Origin of the sequence: Rariglobus hedericola (genome assembly GCF_007559335.1) — a bacterium.
In the GTDB taxonomy this organism is placed as follows: domain Bacteria; phylum Verrucomicrobiota; class Verrucomicrobiia; order Opitutales; family Opitutaceae; genus Rariglobus; species Rariglobus hedericola.
In genome coordinates, this window is record NZ_VMBG01000001.1 from 1,991,761 (window position 1) to 2,010,856 (window position 19,096).

The following is a 19,096-nucleotide window of genomic DNA, read 5'->3' on the forward strand; positions in this document are numbered from 1 at the left end:
CTCAATGCGCGCACTGCTATCGATCAAGTCGTCCGGGAGCGGCATGTAATCAACTCGGTCTTTTTACCTTTACCACTAAGCATAAGCGTTGCATCCCGCAGCCTGCCAACCGCCACTCCCGACCGTCAAGCGTCAGTCGATTCTGGTATATCAACTCAGAAATGAGCTTCCGTCCGACCTCTCGGTGATTAAGTTGCCCCCGCAGGCATGAAACTCTCCATCATAATTCCTTGTTACAACGAAGTCGGCACCATTCGCACAATCGTGGACCGAGTGCGCTCGGCCCCTGTAACGCACAAGGAAATCATCATCGTCGATGACTGCTCGATTGATGGCACCCGCGACATTCTCCGTATCGAAATCGCCTCACTCGTCGACCGCATCATCTATCACGATGTCAACCAAGGGAAGGGTGCGGCCTTGCGCACTGGTTTCGCCGCCGCCACCGGCGATGTGGTAATTGTCCAAGACGCCGATCTCGAATACGATCCCAACGAATACCCGCGGCTGCTCGCACCCATCGAAAGCGGCCGGGCCGACGTGGTTTTCGGCTCCCGGTTTTCCGGCGGCGACGCCCACCGCGTCGTTTATTTCTGGCACATGGTAGGCAACAAGCTCCTCACGCTGCTTTCCAACATGTTCACCAACCTCAATCTCACCGACATGGAAACCTGCTATAAGGTTTTCAAGCGCGACGTGATCCAGAAGATCGAGATTAAGGAGAACCGCTTTGGCTTTGAACCCGAGATCACCGCCAAGGTGGCCAAACTCGACATAGTCATCTACGAGGTCGGCATTAGCTACTACGGACGCACTTACAAAGAGGGAAAGAAGATCGGCTGGCGCGATGGCTTTCGCGCCTTATATGCAATCATTAAATACAACATGTTTCGATGATTCACGCTGCGTGGACCCGGCTGCCTTTCATGGAAATTTATCGCCTGCATCTGATCATCCCAAGCAAACAATCGGTCCGCCAACACGCACACACATGACGGATGCCCAAATGAACATCGGCTTCGAGCTTACAGCTGCAGGGCAAATTACTTGGGCCTCGTTTCCATGAAATCGCTGTCCGACTAACTCCGATCCGATGACCGCTCCCCCTATTGTTCCAGCTTGCGCCAACGGATCGGCTTCTTCGGTAAAAATCGTTTTGATCGCCAGCGCCGTCCTTATTTTGGGGCTGCTTTGGACATGGATCAACTATTGCGCATTTCCCAGCCTGTCATGGAACGAATGCCGCCTCACCCCCAGCTTCATGGTTGCTGCCGGCGCAAACACATATCCCGCTCCCAACGAAGGTCCTGTCACCACTTGGATCTACGGCCCGGTTCCTCTGCTACTGCAACTGCCGGCTACTTTCGCGCCCAGCGCCCTCTCCGCGCTGCTCATCGCAGGTGCGCTCAATCTGTTGTATGTGCTAGCTCCGATCTGGTTTGTAATACGTGCACTCGGCAGGGATGAAATCTTAACGACTCAACTCACAGCCTTGGGCCTAGCACTGGCAGCGTGGCCTTCGGCCAGCCTTTCGTTTATTCAAGCGGACAATCAAGCCGTCTCGCTAGGACTGCTTTCCCTAGTTATATTACATCCGGCGAATGCCAGCAAAGATGGCCGACGCCTCTGGCTGGCAGCTGGAGCCGCAACACTTTCCTTATGGTGCAAGCCCACTGAACTAGGCCCCGTCCTTGCACAGTTAATATGGATAAGCTGCCATCAACGGCTCTCCGGACTGATCGCCCACATCGGGAGGTGCCTCGCCACCGGCGCCGCTGCCGGCGTGGTCTTCCTCTTAGCGTTCGGTGCTCCCGGACTGATTTACAACATGTTTGTGATCCCATCCCGAATCCCCTTTGAAAACATCTGGAGCAAGGCTACCCATCCCTTGTATTTTTCTTCTACGATTATGTGCGTCTTTGTGCCCCTGCTTATTTTGGGACTCGTCGGTAAAAAAGTCTTTAATACGGAGCGTCCGCTTTTTTTATACAGCCTGGCTTTTCTTGTTTCCCTGCCATTCAATCTACTCGGTTTCGCAACGGTGGGCGGAAACATAAACTCTCTCCACGGATATCTTTATCTGATTCCAATTACCGCTATCTGGCTGGCACGAACGCTTGGGCGCTCAATCAATATCCCTTCTTGGGGCGTGTTGATGGCAAGCCTCATTATCTTTGGATTTCAAATAGTATTGCTCGGGAATTTTTCCATTAAGCCGCAAACTGAATTACCAAAGCAAGGCGAGGCAATTGCCGCCCAGCTTGAGGGTCTGGTCTATTTCCCGTGGAATCCGTTGATCACCTATTTCACGGATAAAACATTTTACCACGCAGACGATGGCCTGGCCACACGCTCCCTCATCGGATCACCAGTGATCGGAACGGCGTTGAGCACACATCTGCCGCCCCGCCTCTGCGTGGTCGCCTATCCTCGTTTTTTGGTCAAAGGTTTTTACCGTTCTTATTGCCTTCCGTCTTACGCTAAAGAAGACCTCTTTGGGCTCTGGACGTTGTTTTCATGGCCGCCTCCCGCCGACGTCCATTCAACACCATGAAGCCTCTTCCAACAATTGCCTTGGTCATCCCAGTGTTCAATGAAGTGCCTGTCCTACCAGAGCTTTTCCAACGCTTGGAAGCCCTTTTCACTTCCACGCACGACATCAACTGGCTCGTGGTTTTCATCAACGACGGCAGCCGCGACCATACGCGAGACCTTGTCGCGGCCCAAATCGCCCGGGATTCTCGTTTCAGACTCGTGGATTTCTCCCGTAATTTCGGCCATCAGGCCGCTCTTACAGCCGGACTGGCCAGCATCGCCGAGGCCGACGCCGCCATCACCATGGATGCCGACCTGCAGGATCCACCTGAGCTTATTCCGGAGATGATTGCCGCTTGGAGAGCCGGCGCCGAGGTCGTGCTCGCCGTGCGCAGGTCGCGCCAAGAAACAGGATTTCGCCGGATAGGCTTTGATTTCTTCCACAAGGTCTTCAGCCACCTCATAGACTTCCCCATTGAGGCCAACACCGGCACTTTCGGCCTTCTTGGTCGCAACGCAGTCAATGCATTCAACCAATTGTCTGAAAAGCACCGGTTTTTCCCAGGCCTGCGGAGTTGGATAGGCTTTCGCCATGCCGAGATTTTGTATGATCGTAACGAGCGTGCCGCTGGCACGCCCGCCGTCACACTGCGCAAACTTGTGCGCTACGCATTGGACGGCATTTTCAGTTTTTCCCACCTTCCGTTGAGGGTGCTGACCTATGCGGGTATCTTGATCGCGGGTCTGGGTTTTGCCGTGGGATCGTTTTTTGTCGTCCGTCGTATTCTGGGTATCGAGGTTGCCCAGACCGGGTTCACAACCTTGGTCACCCTGGTCCTCTTTTTAGGTGGAGTTCAGCTCATCGGCATTGGTGTGCTGGGCGAGTATCTCGGACGTATTTATGACGAGGTAAAACGCCGCCCTCACTATATCGTAAAAAGCAGGATCGGTTTTGATTAAGAAACTCCTAATCCTTATCGCGTGCGCCGTAATTGGCGTGACTCTTGTCCGAGCTGGACACCTTTTTCTATTTAGCCTTTTCATGGTCTATGACGATGAAGGATACGTCCTCATCTCGCTGCGGGATTTCGGCACGCATGGATCGCTCTACAATCAGGTTTATTCACAATATGGCCCGGCGTTTTACCTGATCTACGACACACTGCATCGACTGTTGGGATTCGCATGGAACAATACGACCGGACGCTGGATCACTCTGTTTAACTGGACTTGCACCGCGTTTTTTTGCGCATTGTTAGTGCGACGTGCGCGCGGGTCATGGCCTGCCGTTTTTTGCGTTTTTTCAGGAGCCTTTAGTTTTCTATGGATCATGGCCCGGGAGCCCATGCATCCCGGCAGCACTATCGCGCTTATTGTCGCCGCCACAGCCTGGCTTGGCTGGGAAATGCTGCGCACGGGCCGCATTAACGGATTCGGTATCGTAACCGGTGTCGCCGGGGCACTTCTCGCGCTGATAAAAATCAACGTCGGTGTTTTTCTGATCCTCAGCTCTGTATTCTGGCTGATACTTAGCTTACCTGCGGACCGAGGGCGTCAGCATCACATACTTCTAGGTGCATTGGGATTGTTACTGCCCATGATCCTTATGCAAAGCCGGATTGCCGATGGGTGGGTGCAAACTTTTGCGGCAGTGTCCGGACTATCCATTGCCGGAGCCATCTTGGCCGTTACATCAACCGCGCAACGTCAACCGGCCGGACTCGCGGCATGGGGCTGGCTTGTAGGTGCCGGCATTACGGTGGTTGTGACGGCTACCGGTCTGCTGTTGCCGCGCGACACGAATCTAACCGAACTTTGGCACGGGGTCATCGTGGCCCCGCTGAAACATCCCGGGGTGTATGCTTTCTCCCCCACTTGGTTCCCCGGAACAATTTGGACGGCGATCGGAGCAGTCGGACTGCTGTTAATCATCTGTCGCCTTCCTCATGATCACCGAATCACCCAGTCGGTCGCGTGGATCAAGATTCTGGCGACAATTGCATATGTCTTTTTTATTTTAAGAGACTTGGTAGTGGCACCGAGTCCTTTGGCTTTCAATTATGGACTGCCACTAGCCGGTCTATTTGCATGGCCGCTTGATCGAGAAAAACGCGATGCGCAGCCTGCGAATCAGGCGCGAGCATGGCTTGCGCTGCTTCTGGTTTTCCAAAGTTTACACGCTTTTCCCGTGGCAGGCAGTCAGTTGACTTGGGGGGTTTTTCTTTGGATCCCACTAATGGCCCTTGGATTTGAAGAAGCCGTAAATAATGTCTCACTGAGGCTTCCTTCGAAAATTGGGGGCCGGGCACAAGCCGCCCTGTTGGTCTGCATGATCGCCCTTTCCGCTTATTTGACCCTCAGTTTCGTAAAGCTGGGGGATTTCGCCCGAGATGGAGGCGAGGCTTTGGAGCAGCCCGGAGCCGAGCAAATCTACATGCCCGCCAACTACAGTTCGGCCCTGCGCATCATCTCTGAAAATGCCCGGGTGCACGGCGACATGCTTTTTAGTCTTCCTGGTTCCTATAGCTTCAATTTGTGGTCGGGACTAGAAACCCCTACGATGACCAACGCCACCCATTGGTTTTCACTTCTCACCGAAAAGCAGCAGATCGAGATAATCGGGAGACTTGAGGCGGCCAAACGTCCAATCTTGGTGGTCCAACAAATGATCTTATCAGATTTAATCCAATCAGGTTTTCGTCCACATGGGCTGCTGATGGATTATCTACGAAATCATTTTCGCCGATGCTTTACGATTGAGGGCACTTCGTTCTGGGTGCGCAAAGGAAGGTCCATCGCGCCAGTTTCGACTGCTACAGTATCAACCTCGGCGGATACCGTCAATTTGGCTCTTATATTGGCTCCACATGAAGGCAAGAAGGTGTCTCGAGCCGAACTATGGATCATCGTGGAAAAACCGCAACGAAAGCTAACCCTCGATGCTTCACAAACAAAAGTGACCGTTACTCCACTCAATGTCGACGGCACCGTGTCCGGCCCCACCCATGCGGTAGATTGGCCTTGGACCAATAACCAAATCGCACGGATCACGCTCACTTTTAGCACTCCTTCAAAACTTCCGCCAGATCACATGCTCGAAGTCATTCTGTATGCCGATAACGGTCAAAGGCTGGCTTCCGCCCGCATCATACCTGATAGCGGTGCGGAACTCGCCACGGGAAATCGAGTAACACCTTAGCGTCGACGTGCGACGAGCACAAGGCTTACGCCAAATGGAAAAGGTATCTTGACCATCGCCAGCTCTACAAATACCCGCTTAAGCATCCCGTTCAACCAGCTCGGCGGCAACCGGTCCTCCGAACGCGGCCGGTCCTCCCGCAAAGGAAACCTGCGGCGCCATTTGCGCACCAGCCAGACAGCCGGATAAACTACAATATTGGTGTAGTTCACCTGCAAGACCTCCCACTTGGAATCATCAAAAAGCGTTCTGAGCTGCGCACGATGATAACGCCGGTAATGATGCAAAGCCTCATCCCAATCACTCCATAGAGCCATGCTTGCGGGCACCGTGATCACCACAATGCCATCTTTCTTAAGCAGGCGATGAAAGCCGCTCACCACCGCTGCATCGTCAGGCACATGCTCCAGCACATCGAGAGCAGTCACATAATCGAGCGACTCATCAGGCAGCGGCACACGATCGCCGGCAAGACTCAAAATCTGCTCTGAGCCGAACCGCGTTTTAAGAATGCGCAAAGCCTCCTCATGATCATCCAGCACCATGACCCTGCAGATGCCCTGCATCTCTTGGGCAAAAAGACCTGTTCCCGCTCCACAATCAAGCAGCAGGTCCTCGCGCCGCGGAGGACGGGCGCGGCTGATCCACCGGCGCACCATTTCTCGTTTACCAGCATAATACCAGTGAGTGGGCTCGATGCGTTCTAAGTTTGCGTATTCTTCGGCGTTCATGGGAACGGTTCGTGGATTGACGAGAGTCCAAGCAACACAAAGCTCTGTCCACGTTATTGTCGCCCGCCGCATGCCTCTTCCGAGCCGCTCCGCTTTTATCACCGCCTGTGTCGCCATGCTGCTGGCGTTCCACTTCTGGCTGGGTGTAAGCGCTACGTTTGAGAAATGTGTGACCAACGATGAAACCGCCCACCTCACCGCTGGATATAGCTATTGGAAGTTTAACGACTACCGGCTTCAGCCCGAAAACGGCAACCTTCCGCAGCGTTGGGCCGCACTTCCCCTTTTATTTCAAAAACCCCGACTGAAACCCGCTGACCGCCCGCTTTGGTGGGAAGTCTCCGACGTTTGGATGATCAGTAACGCGTTTTTTTTTAAATCAGGAAACAACACCGACTTCATGTTGGCATCCGCCCGCGCGATGATGATGCTCTGGAGCGTCGCCACGGGTCTGCTCGTATTTATTTGGGGCCGACGCTTATGGGGAGATGCAGGTGGCTTACTGGGATTGGCCCTTTATGTGTTTTCAGCTACCACGCTGGCACATGGGCCACTCGTCACCTCTGACATGACGGTAACATTTTTCCTGCTGGCCGCAGTAGGTGCTTATTGGCGTCACATGGAGCATATGAACGCCGGGTCCGTCTGCCTCAGCCTAGTAGTTACTGGTATTGCCGCAGTGGCCAAGTTCTCTTTCCTGATACTATTACCTGTCTACGGGATACTGATTCTCTGGCGACTGGCTGAATCTACTCCGATTAGCATCGCATGGGGCCGAAAAGTTTGGCTTGCCCAAACACTTAAGTCTCGAGCTGGTTATATTTTAGTATCGGTCATACTTCACGCAAGCACCGCTTGGTTTGTCATATGGATGTCATTTGGGTTTCGGTTTGACGCATGTGGATCCACAGTTCCCTCGCTTACTCAATATTACATGTCCTGGGATATGGTAATGCCAACCCATGGGTTCTGGCATGTGCTCATAAGCGTTTCACGCAATTGCCATCTATTGCCCGACGCCTACCTCCAAGGATTTTCCTATGTTTTACATGCCTCACAAGAACGCAGTGCCTTCTTAAATGGAGAATACAGTAATACAGGATGGGTCTCTTTTTTCCCGTTCACATTTCTTGTCAAAACTCCGCCTGCCGAGCTACTCGCGATAGTTCTCACTGGTTGTGCCATCATTGCGCACTGGCGGGCGAAATGTTTATCACTCGCCAATGTCCGGCGCGTCGCCCCCCTACTGGTTTTATTCGTTGTTTACTGGGCATTCTCTTTGACCAGTAATTTAAATATTGGTCATCGCCACATTTTACCGGTCTACCCAGCGCTGTTTATCATCTGTGGACTGCTGGTGCGTCCGGCTGCATCTGCAGTTATAAAATGGCTAGCGGGAACCATCATAGTCATTGCAGCCATAACCGCCTTCAACAGCTACCCCAACTATTTATCCTATTTCAACTTTATTTGCGGCGGCCCCACCCAAGGATATAAGCACTTAGTAGACAGCTCACTAGACTGGGGCCAAGACTTGCCCGGCTTGCAACTCTGGTTACAAGCCCATCGCAAACAAGACGAGAATGTTTATCTATCCTACTGCGGAATGGGAAATCCGCGCTATGAGGGGATCCAAGCCGACACACTCTCGCCGTTTTATGATAATCACCAGCAGAAAAATTGGATTGAACTACAGCCTGGCCTATACTGCATCAGCGCAACGCTACTTCAAGACACTTACAGTCCATGGCGCGGGGCTTGGACATTGCAACACGAGCAGTCCTATCAGATGATGCTTCACCGCATCCGACCAGAAATTGCTGCCGGCAAACGCTCCTCCTTAATCACACAATATGGAGACAGTGATGCACAAGCAGTCTGGGCTCTGGACCGTCTTCGCTTTGCCCGACTTACCACTTATCTCCGCCTACGTAAGCCGGATGCGATGGTTAACTACAGCATTTTGGTCTATAAGTTGAGCCAGGATGAAGTATACACCGCAGTTGACGGATCGCTCAGTTCCTTAGCTCACATGATTGAAGATACGGTTAACTCGCCCAAGCCCTGACCAAGCTCAGGGCAAATTTTTCAGCCATAGCACCAAGGAATTCGGATCAGCGGTATCCATAGTCTTCACAGTCGTTGTCGTGGTTGCTAAAGACTTGGCCTTGGCATCCTTTTTATCCTGCTCAAGCCGAGTTGCAACCCATGCTTTAAATATCGGTTCATCCACAGATAGCACACGGCTTAAACGCACAAGATAAATCGGCGAAAATGCCTTTTCTTCAATAAGTTCCAATTTTACTCCTGGTCCTAGATCATCAGAAACCGAGACAAAACGATTGCCAGTCTTTATATCGAGACCTGCGCGCTGCACCACCAAGACTTCATCAAAACTGTGTCGCTTGAAATGAAAAATAAATTCATCGGGGCGATTAAGTAATAACGCCGGGTTTACACAGGACTTACGATAAAGAAACCACTGAAGACCAGAATTGTTATCAATCGCCAAAGCTGTCTTTTCACCCAAACCGCGAACATACCCCGCAATCCAATTCGTAGTCCGTGCAGCGAAATTTTCCTGAGTGAATCGATGCATGGCCGATGAAGGCACCGTGAAGCAAATTATATACAACCCCGCAATACTAGCCAAAACACGCCAACGACCGGGATTGCCCACCAACTTTGGAAGCACAAAAATGACACAAAAAATCAACAACAATTGAGTAGGCAAACTCAACCTTCGAATAATCGGGTCATCCCAATGCCCCCAAAAATAACATAGCATAATCCCCGTATGCACTATGAGAGTAAGAACAAACAAACAGGCTACCGCTTTCTCCGGCTCACGAATGAACACCTGAAGATGTTCTTTATAGAGCATCAAAACAAAAAACCCAACAGCAGGCAAACCAACCAAACCAAGCAACCATGAACTCGGTTGAGTTCCATCGAAACTAAAAAAGAAATTCATCGCATGCCCAATATTATTATAAAAATAACGTAAGGCGAAAGGGGTCGTCGCACCCGCAACATCTGCCATTTGCCAGCTACCTTCCGAAAGGTCGAAGACCTTGTGCTGCAAAGGATAAATTATCAATAGAAGCGGAGCCGCCAATAATGGCCAAGGTATATTAACCCGCCCCCCCTTCCACCATAGATAAAGAATAGATACCGCCACCGGAAGCAAGAAAAGCACTGATTCATAGCGCGTTTGAGACAACAGCACTCCGGAAAGGGCAAACGCACATAATCGGTCGTCATCGTCAGGCCGTTCCGCATACCGAAGTCCAAGCCAAAATGTAACCGTAATCATTGCAATATTTAGAAGCTCGAAGCCCCCACCTACTGCATTCTGAGCGACCAATGGAATACCGCATAAAAGCAACACTGCACCTACGCCGGCCCATGGACCACCCAGCCGTCGGGCTAACAAAAACAAGAACGAAATCAAAACAAGTGAAACAAAAGCATTAAGAGCAAAAACATTCCCTACACGATACCCAGTAAAATCATGAACCAACGAAAGCAATAAAGGAAAAAATAGTGGACGCTTGTCCACAAAAACCTGCATTGGTATGAAATTACCCGCGTATTCATATCCGCGTAGCACCACCGCAGCCTCCCGCTCAAAATGCATTTGCATCGCCGTCGAACTCAACACGACCTCGTCTGCTACGATCTTAAATTCATGCCGCTCGTGCAAATGCAGAAAAATCGTTGCGGAGATGATCAAAAGTAACACCCCTCCCATTTTCCTCCAGAGCAGAACCGACAATCGGACATCGCGGAGGCTCCGAACCAGATAATAGAGGAAAAGTGCGAATGCCCCGAGAATTGACCAATAACCGTAATATCTCACCAATTCGACTGCCTTGGCCGGAGAAAAACTAAAAACACCCAAGATCGCTGAAAAAATGCATAATAAAATCAGCAGAACAAGACGATGTGACATCATATAAGAGAACCGTCCATAACTTATCCGGACGATGAATGATCAAAAGTTGAAATAATTGGCGCAAATGAAATTTATTTGCGAATCTTAATCAAATTATTAAAAACAAATAGACCGACCGACTAGATTGAGAATCAACAATTCAAAACGCTACCAAATACCTCAATTGAACACAGAGTCTATTGACCCTCATTTATTTTCCACCAGCTGCAAAACAAAACATTAATAATTATCAAAAAAAAAGCCGTCTGTATATAACAGACGGCCGAAAATAAGATTATACCAGCTTATTGGGAGTAGGTGACTGTGCGGGCTCCAGCAATGCTGTAAACTGTGATCGTAACACCTTGGGTGTAAGCAGCGGGATAGGCTTCATTAGCCACAGTATTTAGTGCTTTAATGTAGTTAGAGGAACCCACCAAATTTGCGATAGCTGCAGTGGAAGTGCCGTTTTCGAGGAAATATTGGTCGGCAGCAGCACCCAGCTGGCGCATATTATTCGCAACAGCTTTATCTTGCGAGGAGGCGCGAACCTTCTGGAAGGCAGGGATGGCCATGGCGGCGAGGAGGCCGATGATGACGACCACGATCATGATTTCGACGAGGGTGAAACCCTTGTTGGAGCGAATATTTTTCATATGAATCCTAGGATGTATGTTAAGGCTCAAAAGCGAGCAGTTCCAAAATGCATAGACTAGGCCAACTTACTCGCAAGGCGGAATTGGTTAGCTTTTTGTAAAACGAACTCGTTAAAAGCAAACCGATTACTTCGCCTTCTTCTTGGCTACCGGCTTTTTGGCAACGGTAACCGTCTTCTTTTTAGCCGGTGCCTTCTTCACCGAGACCTTGGTCTTGGACGCCGTCTTCTTAACCACAGCTTTCTTCTTAACCGCCTTTTTTGCAGCAGGCTTATCAACTTTGGGTTGGGCGACCAAGGCAGCCACATTCAGGACTTCAGCATCCTTCCAGAGCTTCTCGAGCGCGTAGTTGGCACGCTGCTCAGGCGTAAAGAGGTGCGTCATGATCTGGTAGGCGTCCACTACGGTCCAGCCGCTGCCATACGTGCCCACTTCCATGCCCGCGATCGGATGTTTTACCTCATCCAGCACGCGCTCAACCTCGATGCGCAAGGCGCGCAGATGCGGTTCGGAGTTACCCGTGGCCAGCACGATGTAGTCGGTGATCGTGGACTTCGCGCTCACCTTGAGCACGCGCAGATCACCGACCTTTTTTTCATCAAGGGCGCGGACCAGCTGCTTGAGCAATAGAAACGTGGAATCAGACGGAAGCGTGTTCGACATGTTAGATAGAACGATAGAGGCCGGTTTTCTCGATATACTCAACCGTCTTGTGAGGAATCAAAAAATCCACCGGTAATCCGGTCGCGATGCGTTCGCGCACCTCGGTGGAACTGACTTCCAGCAAATGCCCTTGGCACCACCTCAAACGCAGTCCCGCAATATCCGTGCGTTCGGATTTAGGCCAGCCCGGCCGCGCCAAAACGATGAACTCAACCAGCTTCACCAATTCTCCAATCTCACGCCACAAGTGCAGCCGCTCCAGTTGATCCGCTCCGATCACCCAGGCGAGTTCATCATCGGGAAACTGGGTGCGCAGGTATCTCACCGTATCAATCGTGTAGCTGATCCCGCCTTTGCGAATCTCGTGATCTGAAATTTCAAAACGCGCATCGGTTGAAACCGCCGCGTGCAACATGGTCAGCCGTGCATCCGCGGAAGCCCTCACGGCGCCCGGTTTTAAGGGCGCCTGAGCCGCCGGCACGAAAACCAACCGATCAAGCCCGCCGTGCTCATAAGCATCCTGTGCCGCGACCAAATGGCCGAAGTGCACTGGATCGAAACTGCCCCCCATAAAACCAATCTTCATCGCCCGCCAAACAATCCATCCAAGCCGAACGCCGCAAGGCCGCGCTTCCGGCCACTGCTCTGCTCACCGACAATTCCCATCGTATTGGTTAGTGAGCGGAAAAACTTTTTCCCTACTCCGCTGAAAACCGTCGCGCCAGCGTTTGCGTTTCCTGCAAACTCAGCCTCCCCTTTTTCAACAGCATGAGCTTCGACTTCGACACCGTTCCGCAGCGCCTCGGCACTGACTCGCAAAAGTGGCAGAAATACGCCGACAAAGACATTCTCCCGCTTTGGGTGGCTGACATGGATTTCCGCTCATCACCGGCGATCATCGCGGCCCTGCACGAACGCGTGGAGCACGGCATCTTTGGCTACGCCCGCCCCGTCGCCTCCACCGTGAGCGCCGTTACCGATGCCCTCTCCTCACGTTACGGCTGGACCATTGATCCCTCGTGGATCGTCTGGCTGCCCGGTCTCGTCTGCGGACTTAATGTCACCTCGCAGGCGTTTGCCCAACTGGGAGAGGAAGTCCTGTGCCTCACGCCGGTCTATCCGCCGTTTATGACCGCTCCTAAAAACAGCGGCCGAGTCTCCATCACCGTGCCGTTCGCCTTGAACTCATCGATCTCCCCCGCCCGCTGGGACATCGATTGGGATGCGCTTGAGAGCGCCGTAACACCCAAAACCAAACTCTTCTTCCTGTGCAATCCGCACAACCCCCTCGCCCGTGTCTGGCGCCGCGCCGAACTCGTGCGTCTCGGGGAATTCTGCGTGCGTCATGACCTGATTCTCTGCTCCGACGAGATCCACTGCGACCTCATCCTCGACGCATCGCTTCCGCACATTCCCACGGCGACTCTTTCGCCTGAAATCGCCGCCCGCAGCGTCACCCTGATGGCACCCAGCAAGACCTACAACGTCCCGGGCCTAGGCACTTCGTTCGCCGTCATCCCCGATGCCGCACTGCGTGCACGCTTCGTGCGCGCGACCGCAGGCATCGTGGCCGAAGTGACCACGCTCGGCTTTGCCGCGTGTGAAGCCGCCTACCGTGATAGCGAAGAATGGCGTCAGGATCTTCTGGCCTATCTACGCGGCAATCGCGACTTCCTCATCGATTTCCTTGCTCGCGAACTTCCCGGCCTGCACATCGCCGCACCCGTCGAAGCAACTTATCTAGCTTGGATCAACATCGAGTCGCTTAAGCTGACCGATCCCATCGCGCACTTTGAACAGCACGGTGTCGGCCTCAGTGAATGCGCTTTCTTCGGCGCAAAACGTGGCAGCCACGTGCGCATCAACTTCGGTTGTCCGCGCGCAACCCTGACCGAGGCGCTGAAACGCATGAAAGCCGCCGTCGACGCTCTCCGTTAATCGAGGATCCGCTTCCGCCATGCCGGATCGGGCAACGGCGTGGGGTGATAACGCCCGAATATCCGGTAACGCGTTCGCGCGATGATTTTGTAAACCACGTCGCGTAAGGAAGCCGGCACGACGCTCAATACTCCCGCCAGTTTTCCATAAAAACCACCCAACGTTCCCAGCGCTTTCAACGCACCGGTCGTCCGCAAATAAAACGGGGTGTCGGCACGCCCGAGGTCCTCAATAAATACAATGCTGTCGAAATTGCCGGCATCGAGCCCATGTCCACGCAGAAAATCCTGCCCCGTGCGGCCCTGCAGCGGCGCAAACATCAGAACGCCCCGGCGATCATTTTTGAGCATAAAACGCATCACTGCATTACAAAGCCCGCATTCCCCGTCGTAGAGTAAAACGGGTTGTGACGGGGCGGCTTCCATAAAGCCCGACAGTGATCGTTTCACTAACGACGCGCCAATGTCATTTTTTAGGGCCTCTGCCGCTGATCATCCTAGCTCGCGGCGGACGATCCGTCCGGGCAGATCGGATTTTGCATTTGTCGCGCGCGTTCCAAGGGGCAACGTGCAAGACGATCTTCGTCCATGCGCATTGGCCCTCACCTCCTTTCCTCCAACTTATTCCTGTCTCCGCTGGCCGGATACACGAATCTCCCCATGCGGCTTACCGTGCGGGAACTGGGCGGGCTTGGCTGGGCAACCACCGACTTGGTCAACGCCCGTTCGCTCATCGAGCGTAATCACGTCGCCCTGAAACTGGTCGAATCCAGCGCTGAAGATCGCCCGCTCGCCATCCAGCTCTTTGGCTCCGTGCCCGAAGAAATGCGCGATGCCGCCGTCATCTGCGAGCAACTCGGAGCCCAGTCGGTGGACATCAACATGGGTTGTCCCGTGAAAAAGGTCGTCAAGATCGGCGGCGGTTCCGCCATGATGACCGAACTCGATAAAACCGCCGCACTGGTCAAAGGCATGATCGACGCCGTCAAAATCCCCGTGACCGCCAAGATGCGCCTTGGCTGGGACGACGACAACCTCACCGCCCCCGATCTTGCGCGCGTGCTTGAGGACACCGGTGTCGCCGCGATTTTTGTCCACGGCCGCACGCGTGCCCAAGGATTCGCCGGTCAGGTCAATCTCGCCGGCATCCGGTCCGTCGTGCAGGCCGTGAAGACGATTCCCGTGATCGGGAATGGCGATGTCACCACACCCGAAGCCGCCAAACACATGATCGAGCAGACGGGCTGCGCCGGCGTCTCCATCGGACGCGGCGCGTTCTACGATCCTTGGATTTTCCGCCGCACCGACCACTACCTGCGCACCGGTGAACTGTTGCCCGAGCCCTCGCTCGACGAACGACTGCGCGTCCTTCGCCGCCACTTCGAGCGTTACTGCGAATTCTACGGTGAGGAGCGCGGCTCCGTGCATTTCCGCAAAGTCGCGCCGTGGTATGCCAAGCGTTTTGGTCCGGCCAAGCCCTTCAAGGCGCGCATCATCACCATCAAATCGCGCGCCGACTTCGAGGCCGCGATCGCGGAGTTCCTCGAGTGGCGCAAGCCGTTCTGCGATGAGAACGGTGTATTGAAACCTCAATACGCCCCGGGCGCGATGATCGCGTCGTTCATGCGTGATCCCGACGATCCTGTATTCTCCCGCGAATCAATCCCCGTGCCCAAAGGGCCGGTGGATACCTGGTAAGCGCTCAATACGATTTCTCGGCAAAAACGCCGGACGCTGTGCGGAAAATCAACTTCTTCCGCCCCACATCCAGTCCGTCAAAAATGATGCCTTGAGTGGCATCGACCATTTCACCCGGGCGAACCAGACGATTATTGATGATCGCGCGCGGCGAGGCACCGTCGACGACACCGGTGATACGCGCCTCTTCCACCCAGGCACGGAGGGCCGCGGTCTGCGCTGCATTGGTCGGCCCCCTGGGCTTATTAGACGACAAAACCGGAGCCGGCATCTGCGAAGGTTGAATGGGCAGCGGGGCGATTTGCGGACCGGCGCCCTGAGTGTCCGTCCCGACGACCTTAATAGCTGCCGGCTGCGCTGAAGTGGCCGCGGGATTCGTCGAGGCAGACGCTCCCGCCGGCGACGCATCGCGATACATGAAAAAGTAAATGGCGGCCCCAAAAATGACCGGCACGGCAATCAGCACGCTGATCACCACCACCATTTTTTTAGGTGAACCTTTGGCCGGAGGTTTGGATCTCGCACCGGCCGGAGGTAAAACCACGGGAGGCGGCGGCATCACCGAAACCGCACGCGGGATCGGCGGCGGTGCCGAGACCGGTTTCACGACGACAGGCGGCAAAGCTCCGACCAGCAGTGATCCCGGAATCTCGGCCGGCAGCTGAATCGATGCCGCAGATACAATCACCGGTGGCGGCGGAGGAATAGGCGGCACCGGCGGCAATGCGGGCAGCGGCGCACCCGACGGCGCTTCGATCGCACCCGGAGCCAGTGACTTAAGCTTCAACCTCGGCACGCCCGCCGAATCTTCGACAGGGGGCATGGTGAACAATGAAGGCGTCGTGGCAGGAACGCTCGGAACCGATGGTGCAGGCTCAATCACCGCGTCGACCTTTTGTGCTTCGGGCTCGGATGTAAGCTTGGGCTTAAGCCGAAAACGCACGGGCGCATCCGTCGATTCAGCAGGAGCCGCTATCACCGGCGTTTCGACGGGAGCTGGCGTGGCATCCACGGCAACCGGTGCGGCTGGCGGGACAGGCAGAGTCGGCTCGTCATCACGCTTGCGGGGCCGCAGGCGTAGTTGAGGAGGTGGTGACTCGTCGCTCATGATGGCAGGAAAATAGGTTTTTTAGAGATGAGCGGAATCAAATTATTAGCAGAACCGCCCCATTCGCATTGATTTTCGCGAGAAGAGAGAGCCATTGGCGTGCCGACCAAGGGCTCTCTGCGATGATTCCTCTCAGGGACGATGCCTGTCCGCGTTAGCGACGGCCGCGAAACCCGCCTCCGCCCGAACGGTTGCCACCACCGGGACCACCGGATTGACCACCTCCGCCCCCTCCACCGCGCTGACCAGATGAACCCTGCTGCGGACGACGGCCGCCACCACCGCCTCCGCCGCCACCACCAGCGGGTCTACGCTGCTGTTGCTGGCCTTTTTTCGGATACGAGGGGTTCATGACAAACGGCTGATAAGGGAAACCCTCAAGACGGAGCTCGGGGATCTTCGCACCGATGAAGCGCTGGATGTCACGGATGTCGTCGGCGTTCTCCGGCGAGACGAGCGTGAACGCATCGCCCACGGCCATCGCACGACCCGTGCGACCGATACGGTGGACGTAATCCTCCGGGTTTTCCGGCACATCATAGTTGATGACGTGGGTTACGCCGGCGACATCGATGCCGCGTGCAGCGATATCCGTGGCGACCATGATTTCGTATTTGCCGCTTTTAAAACCGGCGAGCGCCTCGATGCGCTGATTCTGGGAACGATTCGCGTGAAGCACCGCAACGGTGTGCTTGGCAGCCTTGAGACGGGCGGCGATTTTATCGGCTCCGTGTTTGGTGCGGCTGAACACCAGCACACTTTGGAAATCGGTTTTTTCGAGCAGCGCGACCAACAGGTCGAACTTCTGGGCCCAGGCGACGGGATAGAGAGCGTGATTGACCGACTGGTTGACGGAGCGATTGACGCCGCATTCGACGCGATCGGGGTTCTTCAACGCGAATGATGCGACGGCAGCAATCTCCGGAGGAACGGTCGCCGAGAAGAACAGCGTCTGGCGGCCTTTCGGGCAGCGGGCGATAATGTCTTTGACCACAGGAAGGAAACCCATGTCGAGCATGCGGTCCACTTCGTCGAGAACGAGAATCTCGATGGTGTTGAGCGAGAGTTCGCCGCCCTTGATGTAGTCCATCAGGCGACCCGGAGTGGCGGAGATCACATCGACGCCGCGCTTGAGTTCGTTGCGCTGGGCACCGTAACCAACGCCGCCGAACAGGGCGACCGTGCGGATATCGGTATGGCGTGCGAAATCGCGGAACGCCGTCTCGACCTGCGCAGCGAGCTCACGCGTGGGCTCAAGGACGAGCACACGGGGCGCGCGGCCGTGGGTGCCGAGCCGGGAAAGAATGGGAAGGGCGAACGCGGCGGTCTTGCCAGTGCCGGTTTGAGCGGAGGCGATCAGGTCGCGTCCGGAGAGCACCACGGGAATGGCGCGCAATTGAATGGGAGTCGGATCGGTGTAACCGGCCGAGACAACGCCTCGGAGGATATCCGGAGCGAGATTGAGATCTTTAAAGGACATGGATGCAAAAACGGGTCGGACTGAATACCCGCGCACAAAGGCGCCGGCAGAGGGACGCGCGACCCGCGCGCCCACGGACAGGCGAAATGCCCATCCTAAAAATGTGACCACCGAAGCGGTCGGAATTTGAAAAACAAAAAGGGCGAGTCGCAGTTAGGCGACTCGCCCTCGAAAAGTTCGTGATCAGCCATTTAGGCCGAAACAGAATTAGTAACGACGATCGCCGCCGCCGGAGCGGCCGCCACCACCGAAGCCGCCACGGCGTTCGCCGCCGCCGCCGCCACCGAAGCCACGGCCACCGCCGCCGCCGCCACCACCGAAGGAACGGCCAGCGCCTTCCTCTTTCGGACGGGCTTCGTTAACAGTGAGAGCGCGGCCGCCGAGATCGACGCCGTTGAGCTTCTCAGCAGCAACCTTGGCCTCTTCAGGAGAAGAGAAAGTGACGAACGCGAAACCGCGGGGGCGGCCGGTCATTTTGTCCATGGCGACATAGACGTCGGTGACGTTACCGAACTGGCCGAAAGCCGAGCGGAGCTCGTCTTCGGAGGTTTTGAAGGACATATTGCCAACGTAGAGTTTGGAACTCATAGGATGATTCGTCGATTCCCGTCCGCTGCCAGTCCGTTCCCGACTATCGGGTTTCAAATCATCCCGGGTCCAATACCCACTGACGACTCACCAGTTCCTGTCATCTAACGCTTCTCTGACGATAAGCCTCATGAGATGAGCTGTAATTTCATAAACGCAATAAAAATCGCGACATACCATATCCATGTTCACTGAATAAAGAGCAGCAACACGTTTGAAATCAGGCATTCCCTGATTCTTGTAGAGCCTGTTCGCCACGCCGCGATTTAATCACCGCGAGCACATATTTTGGCCTTATTTGCGCCATTCCGCCTCTATTCTTTTATTTTAATCCCATCTAGCTTTGTGAAAACCATTCACACTTCCCCTCAACCTGCCCCAGAAGCTCGCAGCCAACGCTCGGAACGCTGGATTGTCATCGGCTGGGCCTTGATCGCCGTAAAATGCACCGCCCTGTGGTGGCTGATCGAAACCTATCACGTGCCGATTCATCCCATGTGGCTGGTCGGCCCCACCGTATTATTCGGTTTACTGGCGACCGCGCTGTATATCTGGAGAGATTAA

At 54.4% G+C, this 19,096-nt stretch carries 17 protein-coding genes; 8 read left to right on the top strand and 9 right to left on the bottom strand.

What is annotated here, in order from left to right:
- The first annotated feature begins 207 nt into the window (after positions 1–207).
- The 4 genes from FPL22_RS08715 (at position 208) to FPL22_RS08730 (ending at position 5,734) form a co-directional block, all read left to right on the top strand.
- On the top strand, positions 208–897 hold the full coding sequence (locus tag FPL22_RS08715) for a glycosyltransferase family 2 protein (protein ID WP_144229826.1): 690 nt from the start codon (positions 208–210) through the stop codon (positions 895–897).
- Between the two features lie 196 nt (positions 898–1,093).
- Positions 1,094–2,554 carry a hypothetical protein gene (locus tag FPL22_RS08720; protein ID WP_144229828.1) on the top strand — a complete coding sequence of 487 codons (1,461 nt, stop codon included), beginning with the start codon at positions 1,094–1,096 and terminating at the stop codon, positions 2,552–2,554.
- Positions 2,518–3,495 carry a glycosyltransferase family 2 protein gene (locus tag FPL22_RS08725; RefSeq protein WP_144229830.1) on the top strand — a complete coding sequence of 326 codons (978 nt, stop codon included), beginning with the start codon at positions 2,518–2,520 and terminating at the stop codon, positions 3,493–3,495. Before FPL22_RS08720 ends, FPL22_RS08725 begins: the two co-directional genes overlap by 37 nt.
- 82 nt (positions 3,496–3,577) lie before the next feature.
- Entirely contained in the window at positions 3,578–5,734 is a 2,157-nt protein-coding gene (locus FPL22_RS08730) for a hypothetical protein (RefSeq protein ID WP_144229832.1), read from the top strand.
- On the opposite strand, the gene FPL22_RS08735 is transcribed toward FPL22_RS08730, so the two are convergent.
- Positions 5,731–6,465, bottom strand: a complete 735-nt coding sequence (locus tag FPL22_RS08735; RefSeq protein WP_162525239.1) for a class I SAM-dependent methyltransferase — start codon at positions 6,463–6,465, stop codon at positions 5,731–5,733. The genes FPL22_RS08730 and FPL22_RS08735 overlap by 4 nt on opposite strands.
- Before the next feature lie 70 nt (positions 6,466–6,535).
- Between FPL22_RS08735 and FPL22_RS08740 the strand changes: the two genes are divergently transcribed.
- The gene (locus tag FPL22_RS08740) at positions 6,536–8,533 is read left to right on the top strand and encodes an ArnT family glycosyltransferase (RefSeq protein WP_162525240.1); all 1,998 of its coding nucleotides are present in this window, start codon (positions 6,536–6,538) and stop codon (positions 8,531–8,533) included.
- A gap of 6 nt (positions 8,534–8,539) precedes the next feature.
- Here FPL22_RS08740 and FPL22_RS08745 read toward each other — a convergent pair whose 3' ends face one another.
- From FPL22_RS08745 to nadD, 4 genes are all read right to left on the bottom strand, one after another.
- Positions 8,540–10,423, bottom strand: a complete 1,884-nt coding sequence (locus FPL22_RS08745; RefSeq protein WP_144229838.1) for a glycosyltransferase family 39 protein — start codon at positions 10,421–10,423, stop codon at positions 8,540–8,542.
- 284 nt (positions 10,424–10,707) lie between these two features.
- Positions 10,708–11,058, bottom strand: a complete 351-nt coding sequence (locus tag FPL22_RS18100; RefSeq protein WP_144229841.1) for a prepilin-type N-terminal cleavage/methylation domain-containing protein — start codon at positions 11,056–11,058, stop codon at positions 10,708–10,710.
- Positions 11,059–11,184: 126 nt separating this feature from the next.
- On the bottom strand, positions 11,185–11,721 hold the full coding sequence (gene rsfS / locus FPL22_RS08755) for a ribosome silencing factor (protein ID WP_144229844.1): 537 nt from the start codon (positions 11,719–11,721) through the stop codon (positions 11,185–11,187).
- A gap of 1 nt (position 11,722) precedes the next feature.
- On the bottom strand, positions 11,723–12,307 hold the full coding sequence (gene nadD / locus FPL22_RS08760; RefSeq protein WP_144229846.1) for a nicotinate-nucleotide adenylyltransferase: 585 nt from the start codon (positions 12,305–12,307) through the stop codon (positions 11,723–11,725).
- A 182-nt stretch (positions 12,308–12,489) separates the two neighbouring features.
- Here nadD and FPL22_RS08765 point away from each other — a divergent pair, with 182 nt between their 5' ends.
- Positions 12,490–13,659 (top strand): MalY/PatB family protein, encoded by a 1,170-nt coding sequence (locus FPL22_RS08765; RefSeq protein ID WP_144229848.1) that lies wholly within the window; start codon positions 12,490–12,492, stop codon positions 13,657–13,659.
- Here FPL22_RS08765 and FPL22_RS08770 read toward each other — a convergent pair.
- A complete protein-coding gene (locus FPL22_RS08770; protein ID WP_144229851.1) occupies positions 13,656–14,084 on the bottom strand; it encodes a thiol-disulfide oxidoreductase DCC family protein in 429 nt (142 codons plus the stop codon). The two genes, FPL22_RS08765 and FPL22_RS08770, sit on opposite strands and share 4 nt — an antisense overlap.
- 162 nt (positions 14,085–14,246) lie before the next feature.
- On the opposite strand from FPL22_RS08770, the gene dusB reads away from it, so the two are divergent.
- Positions 14,247–15,356 carry a tRNA dihydrouridine synthase DusB gene (gene dusB, locus FPL22_RS08775; protein WP_144229853.1) on the top strand — a complete coding sequence of 370 codons (1,110 nt, stop codon included), beginning with the start codon at positions 14,247–14,249 and terminating at the stop codon, positions 15,354–15,356.
- Positions 15,357–15,360: 4 nt separating this feature from the next.
- On the opposite strand, the gene FPL22_RS18105 is transcribed toward dusB, so the two are convergent.
- From FPL22_RS18105 to FPL22_RS08790, 3 genes are all read right to left on the bottom strand, one after another.
- Positions 15,361–16,464: a flagellar basal body-associated FliL family protein gene (locus FPL22_RS18105; RefSeq protein WP_144229855.1), complete on the bottom strand. Its 1,104-nt coding sequence runs from the start codon at positions 16,462–16,464 to the stop codon at positions 15,361–15,363.
- Between the two features lie 154 nt (positions 16,465–16,618).
- The gene (locus tag FPL22_RS08785; RefSeq protein WP_144229857.1) at positions 16,619–17,944 is read right to left on the bottom strand and encodes a DEAD/DEAH box helicase; all 1,326 of its coding nucleotides are present in this window, start codon (positions 17,942–17,944) and stop codon (positions 16,619–16,621) included.
- A 207-nt stretch (positions 17,945–18,151) separates the two neighbouring features.
- On the bottom strand, positions 18,152–18,532 hold the full coding sequence (locus tag FPL22_RS08790) for an RNA recognition motif domain-containing protein (protein WP_144229859.1): 381 nt from the start codon (positions 18,530–18,532) through the stop codon (positions 18,152–18,154).
- Between the two features lie 345 nt (positions 18,533–18,877).
- On the opposite strand from FPL22_RS08790, the gene FPL22_RS08795 reads away from it, so the two are divergent.
- Positions 18,878–19,096, top strand: a complete 219-nt coding sequence (locus FPL22_RS08795) for a hypothetical protein (RefSeq protein WP_144229861.1) — start codon at positions 18,878–18,880, stop codon at positions 19,094–19,096.